24 protein-coding genes are annotated in these 18,671 nt (G+C 28.9%); 13 read left to right on the top strand and 11 right to left on the bottom strand.

The window, feature by feature from the left end; genetic code table 11:
* Nucleotide 1: 1 nt before the first annotated feature.
* On the bottom strand, nt 2-541 hold the full coding sequence (gldI, locus tag LPB302_RS01530; RefSeq protein ID WP_053974589.1) for a gliding motility-associated peptidyl-prolyl isomerase GldI: 540 nt from the start codon (nt 539-541) through the stop codon (nt 2-4).
* Nucleotides 531-1,559 (bottom strand): DHH family phosphoesterase, encoded by a 1,029-nt coding sequence (locus tag LPB302_RS01525; RefSeq protein ID WP_053974588.1) that lies wholly within the window; start codon nt 1,557-1,559, stop codon nt 531-533. Before LPB302_RS01525 ends, gldI begins: the two co-directional genes overlap by 11 nt.
* A gap of 87 nt (nt 1,560-1,646) precedes the next feature.
* Between LPB302_RS01525 and LPB302_RS01520 the strand changes: the two genes are divergently transcribed.
* The 3 genes from LPB302_RS01520 (at nt 1,647) to LPB302_RS01510 (ending at nt 3,765) form a co-directional block, all read left to right on the top strand.
* Nucleotides 1,647-2,675, top strand: a complete 1,029-nt coding sequence (locus LPB302_RS01520) for an alkaline phosphatase D family protein (RefSeq protein ID WP_053974587.1) — start codon at nt 1,647-1,649, stop codon at nt 2,673-2,675.
* A 51-nt stretch (nt 2,676-2,726) separates the two neighbouring features.
* Complete coding sequence (locus tag LPB302_RS01515; protein WP_053974586.1) at nt 2,727-3,146, top strand: nucleoside-diphosphate kinase; 420 nt, start codon at nt 2,727-2,729, stop codon at nt 3,144-3,146.
* Between the two features lie 91 nt (nt 3,147-3,237).
* Nucleotides 3,238-3,765, top strand: a complete 528-nt coding sequence (locus LPB302_RS01510; RefSeq protein ID WP_143032717.1) for a Riean_0653 family protein — start codon at nt 3,238-3,240, stop codon at nt 3,763-3,765.
* Between the two features lies 1 nt (nt 3,766).
* On the opposite strand, the gene LPB302_RS01505 is transcribed toward LPB302_RS01510, so the two are convergent.
* Together LPB302_RS01505 and recF are read right to left on the bottom strand one after the other, a co-directional pair.
* Complete coding sequence (locus LPB302_RS01505; RefSeq protein WP_053974584.1) at nt 3,767-4,063, bottom strand: DciA family protein; 297 nt, start codon at nt 4,061-4,063, stop codon at nt 3,767-3,769.
* 25 nt (nt 4,064-4,088) lie between these two features.
* A complete protein-coding gene (gene recF / locus LPB302_RS01500) occupies nt 4,089-5,168 on the bottom strand; it encodes a DNA replication/repair protein RecF (RefSeq protein ID WP_053974583.1) in 1,080 nt (359 codons plus the stop codon).
* A gap of 114 nt (nt 5,169-5,282) precedes the next feature.
* On the opposite strand from recF, the gene LPB302_RS01495 reads away from it, so the two are divergent.
* The 7 genes from LPB302_RS01495 to LPB302_RS01465 all read left to right on the top strand — a co-directional run bounded on the left by LPB302_RS01495 (nt 5,283) and on the right by LPB302_RS01465 (nt 11,476).
* Nucleotides 5,283-6,050 (top strand): tetratricopeptide repeat protein, encoded by a 768-nt coding sequence (locus tag LPB302_RS01495; protein ID WP_053974582.1) that lies wholly within the window; start codon nt 5,283-5,285, stop codon nt 6,048-6,050.
* Between the two features lie 73 nt (nt 6,051-6,123).
* Entirely contained in the window at nt 6,124-6,630 is a 507-nt protein-coding gene (ribH, locus tag LPB302_RS01490; RefSeq protein ID WP_053974581.1) for a 6,7-dimethyl-8-ribityllumazine synthase, read from the top strand.
* Between the two features lie 144 nt (nt 6,631-6,774).
* The gene (locus LPB302_RS01485; RefSeq protein WP_053974580.1) at nt 6,775-7,050 is read left to right on the top strand and encodes a hypothetical protein; all 276 of its coding nucleotides are present in this window, start codon (nt 6,775-6,777) and stop codon (nt 7,048-7,050) included.
* Nucleotides 7,050-8,864 (top strand): DNA mismatch repair endonuclease MutL, encoded by a 1,815-nt coding sequence (gene mutL / locus LPB302_RS01480; RefSeq protein ID WP_053974579.1) that lies wholly within the window; start codon nt 7,050-7,052, stop codon nt 8,862-8,864. Before LPB302_RS01485 ends, mutL begins: the two co-directional genes overlap by 1 nt.
* Nucleotides 8,865-8,866: 2 nt before the next feature.
* Nucleotides 8,867-9,598: a rhomboid family intramembrane serine protease gene (locus LPB302_RS01475; protein WP_053974578.1), complete on the top strand. Its 732-nt coding sequence runs from the start codon at nt 8,867-8,869 to the stop codon at nt 9,596-9,598.
* A complete protein-coding gene (locus LPB302_RS01470) occupies nt 9,598-10,455 on the top strand; it encodes a rhomboid family protein (RefSeq protein WP_053974577.1) in 858 nt (285 codons plus the stop codon). The genes LPB302_RS01475 and LPB302_RS01470 overlap by 1 nt, the downstream gene beginning before the upstream one ends.
* Before the next feature lie 10 nt (nt 10,456-10,465).
* Nucleotides 10,466-11,476 carry an endonuclease/exonuclease/phosphatase family protein gene (locus tag LPB302_RS01465; protein WP_053974576.1) on the top strand — a complete coding sequence of 337 codons (1,011 nt, stop codon included), beginning with the start codon at nt 10,466-10,468 and terminating at the stop codon, nt 11,474-11,476.
* Nucleotides 11,477-11,478: 2 nt separating this feature from the next.
* Here the strand turns inward: LPB302_RS01465 and LPB302_RS01460 are convergent, their stop codons facing one another.
* From LPB302_RS01460 to LPB302_RS01450, 3 genes are read right to left on the bottom strand one after another with little or no spacing between them, the layout of a single operon-like run.
* Nucleotides 11,479-12,012 (bottom strand): PaaI family thioesterase, encoded by a 534-nt coding sequence (locus LPB302_RS01460; protein WP_053974575.1) that lies wholly within the window; start codon nt 12,010-12,012, stop codon nt 11,479-11,481.
* Nucleotides 12,013-12,015: 3 nt separating this feature from the next.
* The gene (locus tag LPB302_RS01455) at nt 12,016-12,333 is read right to left on the bottom strand and encodes an antibiotic biosynthesis monooxygenase family protein (protein ID WP_053974574.1); all 318 of its coding nucleotides are present in this window, start codon (nt 12,331-12,333) and stop codon (nt 12,016-12,018) included.
* On the bottom strand, nt 12,330-12,827 hold the full coding sequence (locus LPB302_RS01450; RefSeq protein ID WP_053974573.1) for a GNAT family N-acetyltransferase: 498 nt from the start codon (nt 12,825-12,827) through the stop codon (nt 12,330-12,332). The genes LPB302_RS01455 and LPB302_RS01450 overlap by 4 nt, the downstream gene beginning before the upstream one ends.
* Before the next feature lie 40 nt (nt 12,828-12,867).
* On the opposite strand from LPB302_RS01450, the gene mtaB reads away from it, so the two are divergent.
* Genes mtaB through LPB302_RS01435 form a run of 3 tightly spaced genes read left to right on the top strand, consistent with a single transcriptional unit; the run spans nt 12,868 to nt 15,816 of the window.
* Nucleotides 12,868-14,202 carry a tRNA (N(6)-L-threonylcarbamoyladenosine(37)-C(2))-methylthiotransferase MtaB gene (mtaB, locus tag LPB302_RS01445; protein ID WP_053974572.1) on the top strand — a complete coding sequence of 445 codons (1,335 nt, stop codon included), beginning with the start codon at nt 12,868-12,870 and terminating at the stop codon, nt 14,200-14,202.
* 2 nt (nt 14,203-14,204) lie between these two features.
* Entirely contained in the window at nt 14,205-14,870 is a 666-nt protein-coding gene (locus LPB302_RS01440; RefSeq protein WP_053974571.1) for an alpha/beta hydrolase, read from the top strand.
* 43 nt (nt 14,871-14,913) lie between these two features.
* Nucleotides 14,914-15,816: a lytic transglycosylase domain-containing protein gene (locus LPB302_RS01435; protein ID WP_053974570.1), complete on the top strand. Its 903-nt coding sequence runs from the start codon at nt 14,914-14,916 to the stop codon at nt 15,814-15,816.
* Nucleotides 15,817-15,818: 2 nt separating this feature from the next.
* Here the strand turns inward: LPB302_RS01435 and LPB302_RS01430 are convergent, their stop codons facing one another.
* From LPB302_RS01430 to LPB302_RS01415, 4 genes are all read right to left on the bottom strand, one after another.
* The gene (locus LPB302_RS01430) at nt 15,819-16,016 is read right to left on the bottom strand and encodes a YwbE family protein (RefSeq protein ID WP_053974569.1); all 198 of its coding nucleotides are present in this window, start codon (nt 16,014-16,016) and stop codon (nt 15,819-15,821) included.
* Nucleotides 16,017-16,100: 84 nt separating this feature from the next.
* Nucleotides 16,101-16,292 carry a cold-shock protein gene (locus LPB302_RS01425; protein ID WP_053975342.1) on the bottom strand — a complete coding sequence of 64 codons (192 nt, stop codon included), beginning with the start codon at nt 16,290-16,292 and terminating at the stop codon, nt 16,101-16,103.
* 131 nt (nt 16,293-16,423) lie between these two features.
* Complete coding sequence (locus LPB302_RS01420; protein WP_053974568.1) at nt 16,424-17,311, bottom strand: carbohydrate kinase family protein; 888 nt, start codon at nt 17,309-17,311, stop codon at nt 16,424-16,426.
* 1 nt (nt 17,312) lies between these two features.
* Nucleotides 17,313-18,662 (bottom strand): sugar porter family MFS transporter, encoded by a 1,350-nt coding sequence (locus LPB302_RS01415; RefSeq protein WP_053974567.1) that lies wholly within the window; start codon nt 18,660-18,662, stop codon nt 17,313-17,315.
* Nucleotides 18,663-18,671 lie beyond the last annotated feature (9 nt).

Here is an 18,671-nt window from a genome sequence, read left to right as displayed (position 1 = left end):
TCTATTTATTTATGTTGATTAATGTTAATGTACTTTTAATTGATTGGTTTAAACCTATTTTATTGTTGTCTCCTGTAATACCAAATGCACTATATGCAGGTAATACAAAGGTTACTGTTTCTCCTACTTTCATAAGCTTAACCCCTTTTTGCAGACCTGTAATAAAATCTTCTCTGTCTACTTTATAAGTTTTTAAACCTAATTCTTCTTTGCTATAAATGATAGAATCATTTAAATCGGAGATTGAATAAGTGATTGTAATTTCATCACCTTGTTTTGGTGTTGGTAAATCTTCTTCTACCTTTTCATTATAAGTGTACCAAAACCCATTTGATGATTGTATGTATTGAGTTGTAGAATCTTTTTGAATTAATGCTGCAATAAGTACATCTGCTTTTTGATTTAAAATTTTATTTTGTTGCATTGCTTCAAAATACAGTGTTGTAGATGGTTTTGGGTTTATAGGTTTTCTTGGCTCTATTTTAGAGCAAGAAACAGCACCAAGCATCAACAACAAAAATAGCACTAATTTATACTTCATAGGAAACCTCTAAATCCGATTTATAATTATCTAATAAAGAAGAAAACTTAGTTACAGTTTCCTCCATAGATAAATGCGATTTTCCACCTGCTGCATTATCATGTCCTCCTCCTTCAAAATGATTTCTAGCAAATTGATTTACAGAAAACTTACCTTTAGATCTAAAAGAAATTTTAATAATATTCTGTTCTTTATCTTCAATAAAAATTGCTGCAAAAATAATTCCTTTTAAAGATAAAGCATAATTTACAACACCTTCTGTATCTCCTTTTTGAAAATCGAAACGTTTCTTTTCTTCATCTGATAAGGTAATGTATGCTGTTTTGTAAGAAGGTAAAATCTGTAAATTACTTAAAGCTTGGCCTAATAATAAAAGTCGGTTGTAAGAATTCGCATCATATACATTATTGTGTATTCTGTCATTCTCTGCACCTTTATCTATTAAATCTGCAATAATTCTATGTGTTGTGCTTGTAGTAGATCTAAATCTAAAAGAACCTGTATCTGTCATAATACCTGTATACATGCAAGTAGCTATATCCTTATCAATAAGATCAACATCATTATTCATTTCAATAAATTGATATACCATTTGTGCAGTAGAACAAATAGTAACATCAGAATACATGTATTTTACATCATCTGGTTGTTGATGATGATCTATCATAGCAAAGTCATTAGGATATTCTTCTAAGGTTTTTTGCATATTAGAACCTACTCTATGTAATGCATTAAAATCTAATAAAAAGATAATATCCGATTTTTGAATTGCTCTTTGAGATTGTTTGTTCTGCCAATCAAATCTATATGTATTCTCAGAACCTGGCAACCAATGTAAAAAATCAGGATAATCATTAGGCATTACAACTGTTGCATGATGCCCTTTTTTGTTTAGATAATGGCTTAAGGCTAAGGTAGAACCAACAGCATCTCCATCTGGATTTCTATGACCTACAACCACTATGTTTTTAGGAGTTTCTAAAAACTTTTTTAACTCATCAAATCCTTTTAAAATCATAGTTTGCGAAGATACAATTTATTAACATTGCTTAATTATTTTTTACATTACATTTGAAAACTTTAACTGTTTATTTAACTCTTTTTTATGAGAATTTATTTCGTTTTATTTCTTACTAGTTTCTTGTTTTCTAACTGCAATATAAAAAAACAAAACCAAGTGACTAAAGTCTCTAAAAATTCTGATTTTACAATAGCTTTTGGTTCTTGCAATAAACAGAACAAAACCAATGTTTTATGGCAAGAAGTTAAGAAGAATAATCCAGATTTATGGATTTGGGGTGGAGATATCATTTATTCTGATACTGAAAATATGTCTAAAATGAAAAGTGATTATGAAACTTTACTAAGCCAAGAGGCCTATAAAAACTTGGCAAATAAAGTTCCAATTTTAGCAACTTGGGATGATCATGATTATGGAGTAAATGATGGTGGAATAGAATTCCCAAAAAAGCAAGAAGCACAACAACTATTTTTAGACTTTTTAGGCGTTTCTAAAAATAGTGCAAGAAGATCACAAGAAGGTATTTATAATTCTAAAAAGTTTATTACTACTAAAGGAAGTATCAATGTAATTTTATTAGACACTCGCTATTTTAGAACCAAACTAACAAAAGCAAAGGGCAAAAGAAGATATGTGCCGAATAAAAACGGAGAAGGTACAATATTAGGAAAAGAACAATGGTCTTGGTTACAGAATGAGCTAAACAATTCTAAAGCCGACTTTAATGTGATAGTAAGTAGTATTCAAGTTTTGTCTTCTGAACATGGTTTTGAAACTTGGGGAAATTTTCCTCATGAAGTAGATAAGCTAAAAGAAACTATCATTTCTTCTAAAGCAAAAGGTGTTTTGCTTTTATCTGGAGATAGGCATATTTCAGAATTTTCACAAACAGAAGTACCGAATTTACCTTATAAACTTACAGATTTCACTTCTAGTGGTTTAACACATGCTTATACCAGTTATTCAGGTGAACCTAATAAATATAGAGTTCAAGAAGTAGTAAATGAGATTAGTTTTGGAGTATTAAATTTTAATTTTGATGACAAATTTATCGATTTAGAAATGAGAGGAAGAAACAATAAATTGCTGCAAAAAATGAAACAATCATATTAACTTGCAAATCACATTAAAAGACGTACTTTTGCAAAAATTTTATAAAATAAAATGGCAACAAATAGAACATTTACAATGCTTAAACCTGATGCTGTAGAAAACGGACATACAGGTGCAATCTTAGAAAAAATAAACGCTGCAGGATTTAGAATTGTGGCTTTAAAGAAAACTCAAATGACAAAAGCAGATGCTGAAACTTTTTATGCTGTGCATAATGAGCGTCCGTTTTTTGGTGAGTTAGTAGAATTTATGACACGTGGACCAATTGTAGCTGCTATCTTAGAAAAAGATAACGCAGTAGATGATTTTAGAACCTTAATTGGTGCTACAAATCCTGCTGATGCTGCTGAAGGTACAATTAGAAAATTATATGCAACTTCTATGGGAGAAAATGCAGTTCATGGTTCAGATTCTGACGAAAATGCAGAAATTGAAGGTAACTTCCATTTTTCTGGTAGAGAGCAATTCTAAGAATTTAAATTCTTAATAAATAATACAAAACTCATAACTTCATTGTTATGAGTTTTTTATTTGATTAAATTTGAAAAGTAAAAAACATAGCTTGAGAAAACTAATTTCTATTTTTTGTTTACTATCATCAATACTATTTACAAGTTGTTTTTTGTTTGATGATACAGAAACACTGCCAGAAAAGACAGAAACTGGGAAAAACTCTTTTGGCTGTTTTGTTAATGGTAGATTAGTGCAAATAAGACATACACAATTATCTAGAGCAGAAACACAAGGTAATTTTTTCTTTTTAAGATTTTCAAATACAGTAGACAACCAATTGTATGCAGATCCTATTAAAAATTTTAGTTTCAAAATCACTAAAGATATATTAGAAAATGTGTCTTATGATCTTACCAATATTGATTTATATAATGTGCAATACACAGATTTCATAGATGCTAAACCTAATTGTATTTATAATAGTTCAGATATTACAAAAGGTACTATTACATTCTCTAAAATTGATAGAACTAAGTATATTATTTCTGGAACTTTTGAATTTGAAGGCAGCACTCAAAATTGTGTAGATATTAAAGTTACAGATGGTAGATTTGATATGAAATACTTTCCTTATTAAGCTAAACCAACATTAATTTAGAAATTACAGAACTACCCAATTCTTCATTCATAAGTTTAATAATTTTTTCTTTACCATAACTTAATTCCTCTCTTAACACAGAAGATTTTAATTGAATAATTAATGTTTTGTTTTGCAATTTTACAGAGGTTGTATTGTTCGCAACTCCTGGCCCCATCATTTTAGTCCAAGTTTCTTCTACTTTAATTTTTTGCATTCCTTTACTTAAGTTATTTTCTTTAATAAAGCTTTGCATTAAATCTTCTATCGAAAAAGAATCATTCTCTCTTTTAGCCATTTCTTGTACTTTTTCTTATTAATCTTTACAGTTTAAAAATTTGATATTGCTTATCACCTTCCTTTAAAATATTTTCTGTTCTTTCTGCATGAGTATCAGTAATAAAAATTTGACCAAATTCATCATTATTAACCAAATCTATAATTTGTGCTACTCTATTTTCATCTAACTTATCAAAAATATCATCCAACAATAAAATAGGAGTAATATTTGCCTGTTGTTTTATAAACTCGAATTGTGCTAATTTTAAAGCGATTAAAAATGATTTTTGTTGACCTTGAGAACCGAATTTTTTAATAGGATAATCACCAATCTCAAAATTCAAATCATCTTTATGAATTCCTGAAGTACTGTATTGTAAAATCTTATCTTTATCTAATGCTTTTTTTAATAAATCTGGCATCGAAAAATCGTGTAACTGGCTTTTATAGTTGAGATTTACATTCTCTTTATCCCCAGAAATTATTTTATATTTTTCATTAAAAATAGGAATAAACTCTTCTAAAAACTGACTTCTAACTTCATAAATTCTTGCTCCATAATCACTTAGTTGATCATCATAAACACCAAGGTTTAAGGCATCAAAAGTTCTATTAGCAGCAAAATATTTTAGTAATGCATTTCTCTGCGTTAAAACCTTATTGTAGGCCATTAAATCTTTTAGGTACGTTTTATTCTGTTGTGAAATTACACCATCTATAAACTTTCTTCTTAAATCACTACCTTCAGTCACTAAATCTCTATCTGCAGGAGATATAATTACTAACGGAAATTGTCCTATATGATCTGAAAATCGATCATAAGCTTTAGCATTTCGTTTTAAGATTTTTTTCTGACCTTTCTTTAAACTACAAACTATGGTTTCATTTCTATCATTTAAAAGGTAATTTCCTTCTATCATAAAAAAGGACTCATTGTGTTTTATATTCTGCACAGCTACAGAATTAAAGTAACTTTTTGTAAAAGATAAATAATAAATTGCATCTAAAACATTCGTTTTTCCTACACCATTATTACCTACAAAACAATTTATTTTCTCTTGAAAATCAAATGATTGCGAAGCTATATTCTTAAAATTAACTAATGAAAGTTGTTGTAAATACATGTAGAAAAAATGATATTAAAAAACGTCTGCAAATTATTGAAAATTTTGCGAAATAACCTCTTTTAAAATCCAATTAAAAAAACTATTTTTGTCGCCACTAATTTTTAAGGAAATATGGCAACATACAAGAAAAAATACAAACCAGAAGGTAAAAAAGCTGAACAACAAGCAGAAGAAATGGACAGCACAACTGCTGAAGTGTTTAACACTTTAGATGAGACTGCATCCAAATCTGAGCAATGGATAGAAAAAAACAGTAAAGTTTTATTTGGTGCTTTAATTGCAGTTGTGGTTGTGTTTTTAGCTTTCTTAGGTTATAACAAATACATTGTAGAACCTAATGAATTGGAGGCTTCTAATGAGTTGGCTTTTCCAAGAAAATATTTTGATGAAGCAGCAACTGCTGGTTCAGGTATCGATTCTTTATTAAACTTAGGTTTAGAAGGTGCAGATGGTAACTATGGTTTTTTAGATGTTGCTGATGCTTATAGTGGTACAGATGCAGGAAACTTAGCAAACTATTATGCAGGTGTTTCTTATTTACAAATGAAACAATATGACAAAGCAATTGAATATTTAAGTAAATTCAATTCTGACAATGCTGTTTTAAATGCAGTTTCTTTAGGTGCTATTGGAGATGCTTTTTCTGATATTGATCAGCAAGAAGACGCTTTAGAATACTATGAAAAAGCTGCAAATGTAGAAAGTAATGAATTTACTACACCTCTATTTTTATACAAAAGCGCACAAACTGCAATGTTGTTAAAGGATTTTGATAAAGCTGAAAATATGTTTTCTATAATTAAAGAAAAATATCCAACTTCAGACCAAGGTAAAGACATTGATAAATTTATCAATGCAGCAAAATATGCAAAAAATTAGTAGGTAGTATCTCTTTTAGTTTGCAGTTCTCTGCTTACTAAATATTGAAAACTAAAGACTGAAAACTATAAATATGGCTACAACCAATTTATCTTATTACGATAAAGCTACAATCCCAAATGCGAAGAATTTTCGATTTGGGATTGTTGTTTCAGAATGGAATCCTGAGATTACACAGAACTTAAAAAACGGAGCAATTGAAACCCTATTAGATTGTGGTGCTTCTAAGAACAATATTGTTTCTTGGGATGTACCTGGAAGTTTTGAATTAGTTTACGGATGTAAAAAAATGATTCAAGCTGAAAAACTAGATGCAATAATTGCAGTTGGTAATGTAATTCAAGGAGAAACAAAACACTTTGATTTTGTTTGTGAAGGCGTGACTCAAGGAATTATAGATTTAAATGTAAAATATGATGTACCTGTTATCTTTTGTGTTCTAACAGACAATACCAAACAACAATCTCTAGATAGATCTGGAGGTAAATTAGGTAATAAAGGTATTGAATGTGCAGTTGCAGCTATAAAAATGGCAGCCATTAAAAATTCAGATCGCAGCTCAGAAAGCATTGGGTTTTAAATGCATTTCTAATCTTATATTTTAAGAAAGGTTTTAACATCAATACTTGATGTATTCCTTTAAATTCTTTAAATTTGAAATCCTTTAAATTGGTATAATAATTGCTTTTTCTAAGTAATTGAACATCAATTTTTACTAGAAACTATGGGATTTTTAAAAAGAACAAATAAGAAATTTGATTATCAACCTCGATATTATAAAGGTGAAGGAAGCCCTTTTAAAATTGAGCATAAGTTAGATAAGTTTAGAACTACCACAGGTAAAAACAAAGGAATTAAATCGAAGTTTACAGATGCCATTAATGATTTAAAAACATCAGACCAAGGCACAAACAAAACTATTATTTACATCATTTTAATTTTAGTTTTTGGTTTTTTGTATATCATCGATTTTGATTTATCTATATTCTTATCAAAATAATGTCAGACATCATTCAACTTTTACCAGATCATGTAGCGAACCAAATTGCTGCAGGAGAAGTAGTGCAAAGACCTGCTTCTGTAGTAAAAGAACTTTTAGAAAACGCTATAGATGCAGGTGCAACCAGTATTAAATTACTTTTAAAAGACGCTGGTAAAACACTAATTCAAGTTATTGACGATGGTAAAGGAATGAGTGCTACAGACGCAAGAATGTGTTTTGAAAGGCATGCTACTTCTAAAATTCAAAAGGCAGAAGATTTATTTAATTTGTGTACCAAAGGGTTTAGAGGAGAAGCTTTGGCCTCTATTGCAGCAATTGCGCATGTAGAACTAAAAACTAAACAAGAAAATGAAGAATTGGGTACTTGTCTTAAAATAGAAGGTAGCACCATTATTTCTCAAGATTTTATTTCTACAGGTAAAGGTGCAAGTATTGCCGTTAAAAATTTATTTTATAATATTCCAGCTCGTAGAAATTTCCTAAAATCAGATACAGTAGAAACAAGGCATATTATAGATGAGTTTCAAAGAGTTGCTTTGGCACACCCAAACATTGCTTTTTTATTACATCATAACAACAATGAGGTTTATCATTTAAAAAGCAGTAATTTAAGACAACGAATTGTAGCTGTCTTTGGTTCTAAAATGAATGAAAAATTAGTACCAATAAATGAGCAGACAGATATTTTAGATATTGAAGGTTTTGTAGCTAAGCCTGAATTTTCTAAACGCAAAAGAGGTGAACAATTCTTTTTTGTGAATGATCGTTTTATAAAAAGTTCTTACCTAAATCATGCAGTTGTAAATGCTTTTGATGGTTTATTAGAGCAAGGTTCACATCCTTCTTATTTTTTATATTTAAAAGTACCTGCAAACACCATTGATATAAATATTCATCCCACAAAAACAGAAATAAAGTTCGATAATGAGAAGGCATTATATGCCATGTTAAGAGCTACTGTAAAACATAGTTTAGGGCAATATAATGTAGCACCTGTATTAGATTTTAATAGAGATGCTAATTTAGATACATCTTATCATCAAAATAAAAGTACTTTAAAAAGTAGCACCCCAAAAATTACGGTTGATCCAGATTTTAACCCTTTTAATGAAATAAAACAGAAAGAAATTCATTTTCCTTATCAAAGAGAACAAAAATCTCAAAATTGGGAAACTTTATACTCTTCTGTATCTATTGCAGATGAGCAAAAACAGGATGAATTATTTACAGATCAGCAAGAAGTTAAAACCCAGAAAACATTTCAAATTCAACGTAAATACGTAATGAGTTTAATAAAATCTGGTGTGGTTTTAATTCATCAATCTTTGGCTCATCAACGTATTTTGTATGAAGAGTTTTTAGAAAGCATTACAGTTAAGGAAGCCAATAGTCAACAATTATTGTTTCCTGTAAAGATTTCTTTCTCATCAGCAGAAATAGAAATGATTTATACTATTAAATCAGAATTAGAAAATGCTGGTTTTTCTTTTGATGAATTTACAAAAGATAGTGTAACTATTAAAGGGATACCTGTTTCTGTAACTGAAAGTAAAATAACTATAATTCTAGAAGAATTATTAAATGACATGAATTTAGAAGTGCCAGACACTAGTTTTAGCCATTTTGATATTATGGCTAAATCTTTTGCAAAAACATTATCTATTAAAACAGGTACTCAATTAGCAGAAAAAGAACAAGAAAGTTTAGTAAATAATTTGTTTTCTTGTAAAGAACCTAGTATTTCTCCTTTTGGAAAATCTACATTTAAAACATTAACTTTAAATGAAATAGATCATTTATTTAATAGCTAAGTATGAATAGACTTACAGATGCCATAAAACACCTAATTATAATCAATGTAATTGTATTTGTTGCTCCACAATTATTACAATTAGATTTTACAAATATGTTGGCTTTACATTTTCCTAAGAACGAAAATTTTGGCTTTTGGCAGTATGTAACGCATCTTTTTATGCATGGTAGTTTTGCTCATATTTTGTTTAACATGTATGGTTTATGGGCATTTGGTACACCTTTAGAACAAATGTGGGGTAAGAAAAAATTTCTGTTTTTTTATTTTTCTGCAGGTTTAGGTGCAGGTGTAATTTACACTTTGGTTAACTATTATCAATTTAATGGAATTTTTGAGTTGTTTATTAATGCTGGTTTAAGTGATTCTGAGGTTTTATCAATCTTAAAATCAGGCTCTCCTAACGATGCAAGAGTTATAAATGCAATATCACAAGAACAATTTAATAAAATTACAGCCCTATATAACACACCAGCTGTTGGTGCATCTGGAGCAGTTTATGGAGTTTTAGTTGCTTTTGGATTATATTTTAAAAATGCAAAATTGGCCTTGATATTTTTTCCTGTTCCAATTGCTGCAAAATATTTTATTCCTGTTATGATTTTAGGTGATTTGTTTTTTGGGATGACCAAATATTCTGTAGGTAATATTGCTCATTTTGCACATATAGGTGGTGCTTTAATTGGCTTTATTATTGCATACTATTGGAAAAGAAATCAGTTTAAAATTAATTAATGAGCATTTTAGATAATTTAAGAGTAAGATATAAACAAGGTAATATTGTAGAGAAATTAATCTACATAAATATTGCTGTTTTTGCTGTTACACTTTTAATAAATGTAGTTGAAGGTTTATATGCCAATCAGCAAAATTTTATCGTGAACTGGTTTTCTTTAGACCATTCTATAAATTCGTTACTTACAAAACCATGGACAATTATTTCTTATGGGTTTTTACATGCTGATTTTCTGCACATTTTAATGAATTTAATTGTACTTTATTTTATTGGAAACCTATTTTTAGAATATTTTACTCAAAAACAACTACTAACTTTTTACTTTTTAGGTACTTTCTTTGGAGGTGTTTTATATTTATTTAGTCAGAATTACTTTCCTCTTTTTGAAGGATCTAACTCAGTTTTAGTAGGTGCTTCTGCAGGAATATCTGCCATTTTTATAGGTATAGCCACTTATATACCCAATTACCAAATTAAATTACGTTTTATAGGTTTTGTAAAACTATGGCATTTAGCTGCTTTTTGGATTGGATTAGATGTCATTGGATTAATAGGTACTAACGCTGGTGGGCATTTTGCACATTTAGGTGGAGCTTTATTCGGCTTTTTATATGTAAATCAAGCCAGTAACAAGGAAATTAAACTTTTTGATTTTTTCTCAAACCTGTTTAAAAAGAAAGAGAAACCTTTAAGAACAGTGCATAAATCTAAAAGTAACAAACGAACAACAACTACCCAAAATACAGATTTAACACAAAAACAAGTAGATGCTATTTTAGATAAAATTAGTAAATCTGGTTATGATACTTTAACCAAATCTGAAAAGGAATTTTTATTTAAACAAGGAAAAAAGTAGGTCTCATTTCGTGAAGAAATTATCATTCATAAATAAAATTATTTACCTGCTTAACTCTCTGTTAGCAACAGGTCTGCTTCTCTCCTATTTATTACCTTGGGTTTCGCCTAGAACTTTATCTAGCTTTGCCATTTTAAGTTTATTGGTTCCTATTTTAATGCTTATCAATCTAGTATTTGTTGTTTACTGGTTAATTCAACTAAAAAAGCAATTTTTACTTTCTGCTCTCATTTTAGGTTTGGGCTATTTTGTTACAACTCCTCTTTATAAGTTTGATGAAGGTAAATCTTCTCTAAACAGCGATTTAAAAATCATGTCTTATAATGTGAGAATGTTTAACCATTGGCAATGGATTGAAGATGATAAAATACCTGAAAAAATAAGCAATTTTGTTTCTGATAAAGAACCAGATATTTTACTGTTGCAAGAATTTCATAAAACAGATAGTCCAAAATTCGATTATCCTTATAAATACATCAAATTAAAAAAACCAAACTCGACTATTGGTTTGGCCATTTATTCAAATTATAAAATAATTAATAAAGGATCTTTGGAACTCTCAGATACTTCTAACAATATTATTTTTGCAGATGTCGTAAAAGATAAAGACACAATAAGAATTTATAATTTACACTTGCAATCTTTAGAGTTGAACACGAAAGCTGAAAATTTCGGCCAAGAAAATTCTGAGAAATTATTAGCAAGGTTAAGAGCAGGGTTTAAAAAACAGGCAGAACAAACTGAAGAATTTTTAATACATGAAGCAAACTGGGAAGGCAAAAAAATAGTTGCTGGCGATTTTAATAACACAGCTTATTCTTGGGTATACAAGCAAATTGCTAACAACAAAAAAGATGGTTTTATAGAAGCTGGTGATGGTTTTGGAAAAACTTTTAACTATTCATTTCCACTTAGAATCGACTTTATTTTAGTTGATGAAAATGCAATTGTAAATCAATTTTCATCATTCAAACAAAAAAACTCAGATCACTACCCAATACAAGCTCGTATAAATTGGTAAAATTATAAAGTAGACTTTTTAAGCTTTTTATTTTTCTGTTTTTGTTTGTAATACTTTTTATCAGCTATATATACAGTTTTAGAGACTTCTGCAAAAACAATGCTTTTATCCTTATTGGTTAATTGTATGTGCTTTACCAAGTCAATCTCATTATGATTGGCAACATCTGTCTTTATTTTGTCAATTTCATCTTTAGTAAAAATAAAATCAACATAGCAGGCTTCTCTTGCTGGTCTTTTAAATTTTATAGAAGCAGATTTATCCCAAACTACATAATTATCATCCAAAATATTTAAAAGCTGAATCATAAAAATTGGGTCAGTTGCCGAAAACAAACTTCCTCCAAAGATAGAGCCAACATAATTACTGTTTTTGTAACTTAATTTAATTTTAATTGTAACCGAATACAAATCATCAGAAACTGCTATAATTCTACCTGTAGATCTTCTATACATTGGTGATAGGTTAAAACCATATTTGTAAATACTGGCTTTACCCATGAATTTTTCTAATACTTTTTGAATTTGTGCGTACATTATTTATCTCTTAAATCCATATTCACGTTCAACTTTACAAATTCTTAATTGATACTGTTTGTACCATTTTTCTCTTCCTAAATTTCTAGCTTCTGTATGTTCAATATTATTTTTCCAATTTTGGATAGCTTCTAAGCTTTTCCAGTAAGAAACTGTAATTCCAATTTCATTTCTTGCAAACTCTAAACCTAAATAACCCTCTTGCTGCTTTGCTAAGGCTTCAATTCTAGCAGAAGTTGCTGTATAACCTTCTGTATTATCGCTAATTATTGTTGTAAAAATTACAGCATAATATGGAGGTTTTAAATGATCTACTATCATAAGTGAATTTTATATTTTGTTTCTGTTAATTGATTAATAGCTGTATTAAATCTTTCTACAACTTTAAAATTTAATTTTTCTAAAATTTTAATTGATGCTTTATTTTCATCTGCACAATAAGCAACTAATTGCTTCATTCCAATCTTTTTGCAATAGGCTAAAGCACCTTTACACACTTCTAACCCATAACCTTTGTTCCAATAGTCTTCTAAAAATCGATACCCAATTTCGTCATCTGCATTATCTTTTACAAGGGCTAAAGTACCTACAAAAACTTCGTCTATTTTATGATCAATTGCATAAATCCAAAAATCATTATTTGTGATTTGGTATTTATCAATTAGGTTTAATAATTCTTTTTGATGCCCAATAAAATCATTAACCTCACCATCAGCATATTGCATTACTTTAGGATTACTCTGCATTTTATGAAAAGAATCTAAATCATTTAATGTAAGTAATCTGATTCGTAACCTTTGCGTTTCAAAAATCATCAAATATTATTGTAAATTTGCCAACGATAAAAGTAAAGGAATGATGTCAGATAAAAAAGTCGCTTTTTATACCTTAGGGTGTAAATTAAATTTTTCTGAAACCTCAACAATTGCAAGAAACTTTGTAAATGAAGGTTTTGAAAAAGTTGATTTTGAGGATGTTGCAGATATTTATGTAATAAATACATGTTCTGTAACAGACAATGCAGATAAGCGTTTTAAATCTATTGTAAAAAACGCATTAAAGAAAAACGAAAATGCTTATTTAATAGCTGTTGGTTGTTATGCACAATTAAAACCAGAAGAATTGGCTGCTGTAGATGGTGTAGATTTGGTTTTAGGAGCAACAGAAAAATTTAATGTAACTAGTTATTTAAATGATTTAAGTAAAAATGATTTAGGTGAAGTCCATTCTTGTGAAATTGTTGATGCCGATTTTTATGTAGGCTCTTATTCTATAGGTGATAGAACTCGTGCTTTTCTAAAGGTTCAAGATGGTTGCGATTATAAATGCACCTATTGTACTATACCTCTAGCTAGAGGAATATCTAGAAGCGATACTTTGCAAAATGTGATTGAAAATGCTAAAGAAATATCGTCTAAAGGCATTAAAGAAATTGTATTAACAGGAGTTAATATTGGAGATTATGGAAAAGGTGAGTTTGGCAATAAAAAGCACGAACATACATTTTTAGAATTGGTTAAAGAATTAGATCAAGTAGATGGCATTCATCGTTTACGAATATCTTCTATAGAACCCAATTTACTAAAGGATGAAACTATAGATTTCGTCTCTAAATCAAACTCTTTTGTTCCTCATTTTCATATTCCATTGCAATCTGGAAGTGATGAGTTACTAAAAAAGATGAAACGTAGGTATTTAAAGAACACTTATACCAATAGAGTTCATAGAATTAAAGAAGTAATGCCAAATGCTTGTATTGGTGTAGATGTAATTGTTGGTTTTCCTGGTGAAACAGAGGAATTATTTCTAGAAACCTACAATTATTTAAATGATTTAGATATTTCTTACTTACATGTATTTACGTATTCTGAAAGACCAAATACTGAAGCTGTAGATTTTGAAGGTGTTGTACCTAAAAAAACAAGAGCAAAACGTAGTAAAATGTTACGTGGTTTATCAGCTAAAAAAAGAAGAGCTTTCTATGAATCTCAATTAGGAAACACCTTAACTGTACTATTTGAAAATGAAAATAAAGAGGGCTATATAAACGGATTTACAGAAAACTATGTAAAAGTAAAAACACCTTGGAATCCTGAGTTAGTAAATACTTTACATACAATTCAACTTACCAAAATTGATGAAGATGGTTTGGTTCGTTTTGATTTTGTATCAGAAACCGTAAATGTATAAAAATGGTAAATGCTAAGATTCCTATTTACTTTATGCCAGGTTTAGCAGCTGGTCCTGAAATATTCGAAAACTTAGCTTTAGACCCAAATCTATACGAATGTCATTATTTATCTTGGATAGAACCTTTAGATCTAGAAGAAGAAATTAGTAATTACGCTTTACGATTATCTAAAGAAATAAATCATGATAATCCTGTTTTGGTTGGTGTTTCTTTTGGCGGAATTATTGTTCAGGAAATAAGCAAGTTAATTCCCGTTCAAAAATTAATTATTATTTCTAGTATAAAATCTTCTGAAGAATTGCCAAAAAGATTTGTTTTGGCAAGTAAAAGCAAAATCTATAAATTATTCCCAACACAAATAGTAACCAATTTTGAAGATTACTCTAAATTTTTTGTTGGTAAAACTTTAGAAAAAAAAGCCAAACTATATAAAAAATATCTTTCTGTTAGGGGTGAAACTTACATAAAATGGTCTATACATAATGCCATTAATTGGAAACATACAAACGTTATAAAAGATATTGTACATATTCATGGTACTAAAGATGAAATCTTTCCAATAAAGAGCATATCTAACTGTATTAGAATAGAGAATGGTAATCACTCTATGATAATAATTAAAGCCAAAGAAATTACTCAAATAATTCACGAAAATTTAACTGCTTAGACTCAATATTTTCTTTATTTTTAAAGTAAAATTACAATTTCGCATGAAAAAATCATTTCGCCTTTTAACCTTAGTTGGTGTTGTTTTAATAACTATATTTTTCATGAATGCCATTCATGAGAACGAAGTGCAATCTATTACTAACACCCATAAAAACTATAAGATTCAAGCATTGCAATTACCAGCAAATTTAAATTTAGCAGGTGAAAGAGTACCTATTGAAATTCCTGATGTTAAAGAACGAATGGACAGAGAGTTACTTGTAAATACTTATTGGCAATCAAATGGTTTACTATTAATAAAAAGGGCTAATCAATACTTTCCTATCCTAGAACCTTTATTAAAAAAATACGGTTTACCTGATGATTTTAAATTTTTGGCTTTAGCAGAAAGTGGCTTAATTGATGAAACTTCTTCTGTTGGTGCAGCAGGAATGTGGCATTTTATGAAAACTACTGGAAAAGAATATGGACTGGAAATCAATAAAAATGTTGATGAACGCTATAACATAGAAAAATCTACAAAGGTTGCAGCTGAGTATTTAAAAAAATCTAAAGAAAAATTAGGTTCTTGGACATTAGCAGCAGCAGCTTACAATGCAGGGAATTATGGAGTGGCTAGTAGATTAGAAACTCAGGAAGTAGACAATTACTATGATGCTTTATTACCAGATGAAACTGAACGTTATATTTTTAGAATTTTAGCTTTAAAAGAAGTAATTAGTAACCCTAGAAAATACGGTTTTGTTTTTGCTGAAAGCGATTTATATACCTTAGAAAAAACCAAAGAAATAGAGGTAGATACTGCAATTACAAATATTGCCACTTTTGCTAAAAATTACGGATTAAACTACAAAGAGTTTAAGAAGTACAATCCTTGGTTAAGAGAGAATCACTTAAACAATAAAAGCAGAAAACTGTACCAAATAAAAATACCTATTAGATAAGGTTACTCCAATACATTTTTAACTCTACCCACCAAACCAGATTTTAACTGAACTTTAATTCCATGAGGATGTTGTACAGATTTGGTAAGAATTTTGGCAACTTCACCTTCTGTAAGTTCACCTGATCTTTGATGGGGTTTTTGTACAATTTCTACAAATAATCCTATTTTAATGTTTTTTCTTTTTCGACCGTCAATCATAATAACTATTGAAAAACTAAAATAAAAAAAGCCTCGCAAATTGCGAGGCTTTTAGATAAAAATTTAACTAGTAATAAATATATATTATAATACTCTTACGTTTACTGCGTTTAATCCTTTTCTTCCATCTTGTAAGTCGAATTCAACTTCATCGTTTTCACGAATTTCGTCAACTAATCCTGACACGTGTACAAAATGTTCTTTGTTTGATCCTTCTTCAGTGATAAATCCAAATCCTTTAGACTCATTGAAAAATTTTACGGTACCTTTATTCATTATAAAAAAATTATGTGCTGCTAAATTAATTCCTAGCAACGTTTATGTAAGTTGCAAAGATAATGCCATTATTTCAATTTCTATGTAAAATATTGATATTCTTTTATTTAATTCTAATTTATTTAAACAAATTAGTAAGAAGTTTTCATTAAATTAAATATTTCTTCTTGTGTAATTTTTGGATTAGCACCTTCATTTTTAGCTACTAAGGCACCCATTGCACATGCAATATCGATTGCTTTTTGTGGTGGTTCTTTCTTTAAAAGAAAATTTATTAAGGTAGCTAAAAAAGAATCTCCAGCCCCAACTGTATCTTTAACGCTTACTGAATATCCAGAATTTGAATAAAACTTTTTATTATAATACAATATTGCACCATTACTACCTCTAGTTACACAAATATGACTTGTGTTTGTTTTTTCTGCTATAAATTCAATATTCTTTTCAATTGACTTTAATCTAGAACCTAAAAAATTACTGATTTCTAAGAGTTCATCATCATTAAACTTTACAAAATCACTTTTATGTAACAAATCAATTAAAATATCTTTAGTATAATGTGGTGCCCTTAAATTAACATCAAAAATCGAGTACTTAGAACTTTTAATCAAATGATATAATGTTTCTTTAGACACTTTATTTCTAGTTATTAAACTCCCAAAAATAAATGCATCTGAAGTTTCTATTGAATTTACTAATTCATTATTAAATTCGATAAAATCCCAAGAACTTGGGTATTGAATATCATATGTTGCACTCCCAAATTTATCTAAGGTTACTTGAACATTACCTGTTTTATATTTTTCATTAATTTGAATAAAATCTACATTTACATTGTGTTCTTTTATAAAATTAATTAACTCTTCTCCTTCTATATCTTTACCAACACTACTTATTATTGATACTTTATTTTTTAGAGATTGTAAACGCAGAGCAACATTTAATGGTGCTCCTCCAATTTTTTTATGTGTAGCAAAAACATCCCAAAGAATTTCACCAAAACAAAATATTTTTAACATACTATTTCTTAGTTAAAGATGCAGATAATTCCTCTAAAGATTTTCCTTTTGTTTCTGGAACATAAAACCTTACCCAAATCAATTGTAAAATCATCATTATTGCAAAAATGGCAAATACAACTGCTGCTCCTATCAAATTAAATAAAATAGGTACTAGTGAAGGTATTATTGCTGCTAAAATCCAATGAACAGAACTAGTGAAAGCTTGTCCAGAAGATCTCATATGGTTTGGGAAAATTTCTGACATAAAAACCCAAATAACTGCTCCTTGTCCTATTGCATGTGAAGCAATAAATAAGAATAATGAGGTTGGAACTATCATACCAGACCAATTATTATAAAAACATAGAGAAACTATACTTAGTGATATTATATAACCAAATGAGCCAATATAAAGTAATTGTTTTCTTCCTAATTTGTCTATTAAGAACATACCAAGCAAAGTAAATATAAAATTTGTAACTCCTAAACCTATTGAGCTTAAATCGCTAGCTTGTTCTGCTAAACCTGCTTCTTCAAAAATTCTATTTGCATAATATAAAATTGCATTAATACCACTAAATTGATTAAAAAAAGCAATAAAAAATGCTAGTGATAAAGGAATTGAATATTTCTTATTAAAAAGACGTTCTGTTGTATTTACGTTTTCTTGAGAATCTAAAATCATTTTAACTTGCGCTTCTACATCATCCTCTTTTTTATATAAACTTCTAAATATTTCTTTAGCTCTTTCTACATCATTTTTTTTAGATAACAACCATCTTGGACTTTCTGGTACTGTAAAAACCAAAATAGTATAAATAAATGCTGGTAAAGCCTCAATACCAATCATCCATCTCCATGCATCTACATCAATAAATTTTGCGAATAGTGCATTAGAAACAAATGCGATTAAAATTCCAAAAACGATATTAAATTGATAGGTTGCTACTAGTCTTCCTCTTTTTTCTTTAGGAGCAATTTCTGAAATAAATGCGGGTGCAGCTATTGTTGATGCTCCAACACCTATACCTCCAATAAATCTAAATATTGCAAATAACCAAGGATCTGTTGATAATGAGGAACCAATTGCAGAAAAGGTATATAAAATTCCTATAATTATTAAAGTTTTCTTTCTTCCTAACCTATCATTTGGAATAGCTCCAAAGATAGCACCAAAAACAGTACCCCATAAAGCAGAACCTACAACTACAATACCATGAAATAAATCATTTCTACCAAAAAGGGTATACGTTCCCCAAAGTTTTTGAATATCTTGTTCTGCACCACTAATTACGATAGTATCAAAACCAAACAAAAAACCTGCTAGTGCAACAGTTATGGACCAATAAATTATTTTTTTCGAATTCATTCTTACAGT

Source organism: Polaribacter dokdonensis (genome assembly GCF_024362345.1).
Classification (GTDB): Bacteria; Bacteroidota; Bacteroidia; order Flavobacteriales; family Flavobacteriaceae; genus Polaribacter; species Polaribacter dokdonensis.
This window is presented reverse-complemented; position numbering and strand designations above follow the sequence as displayed.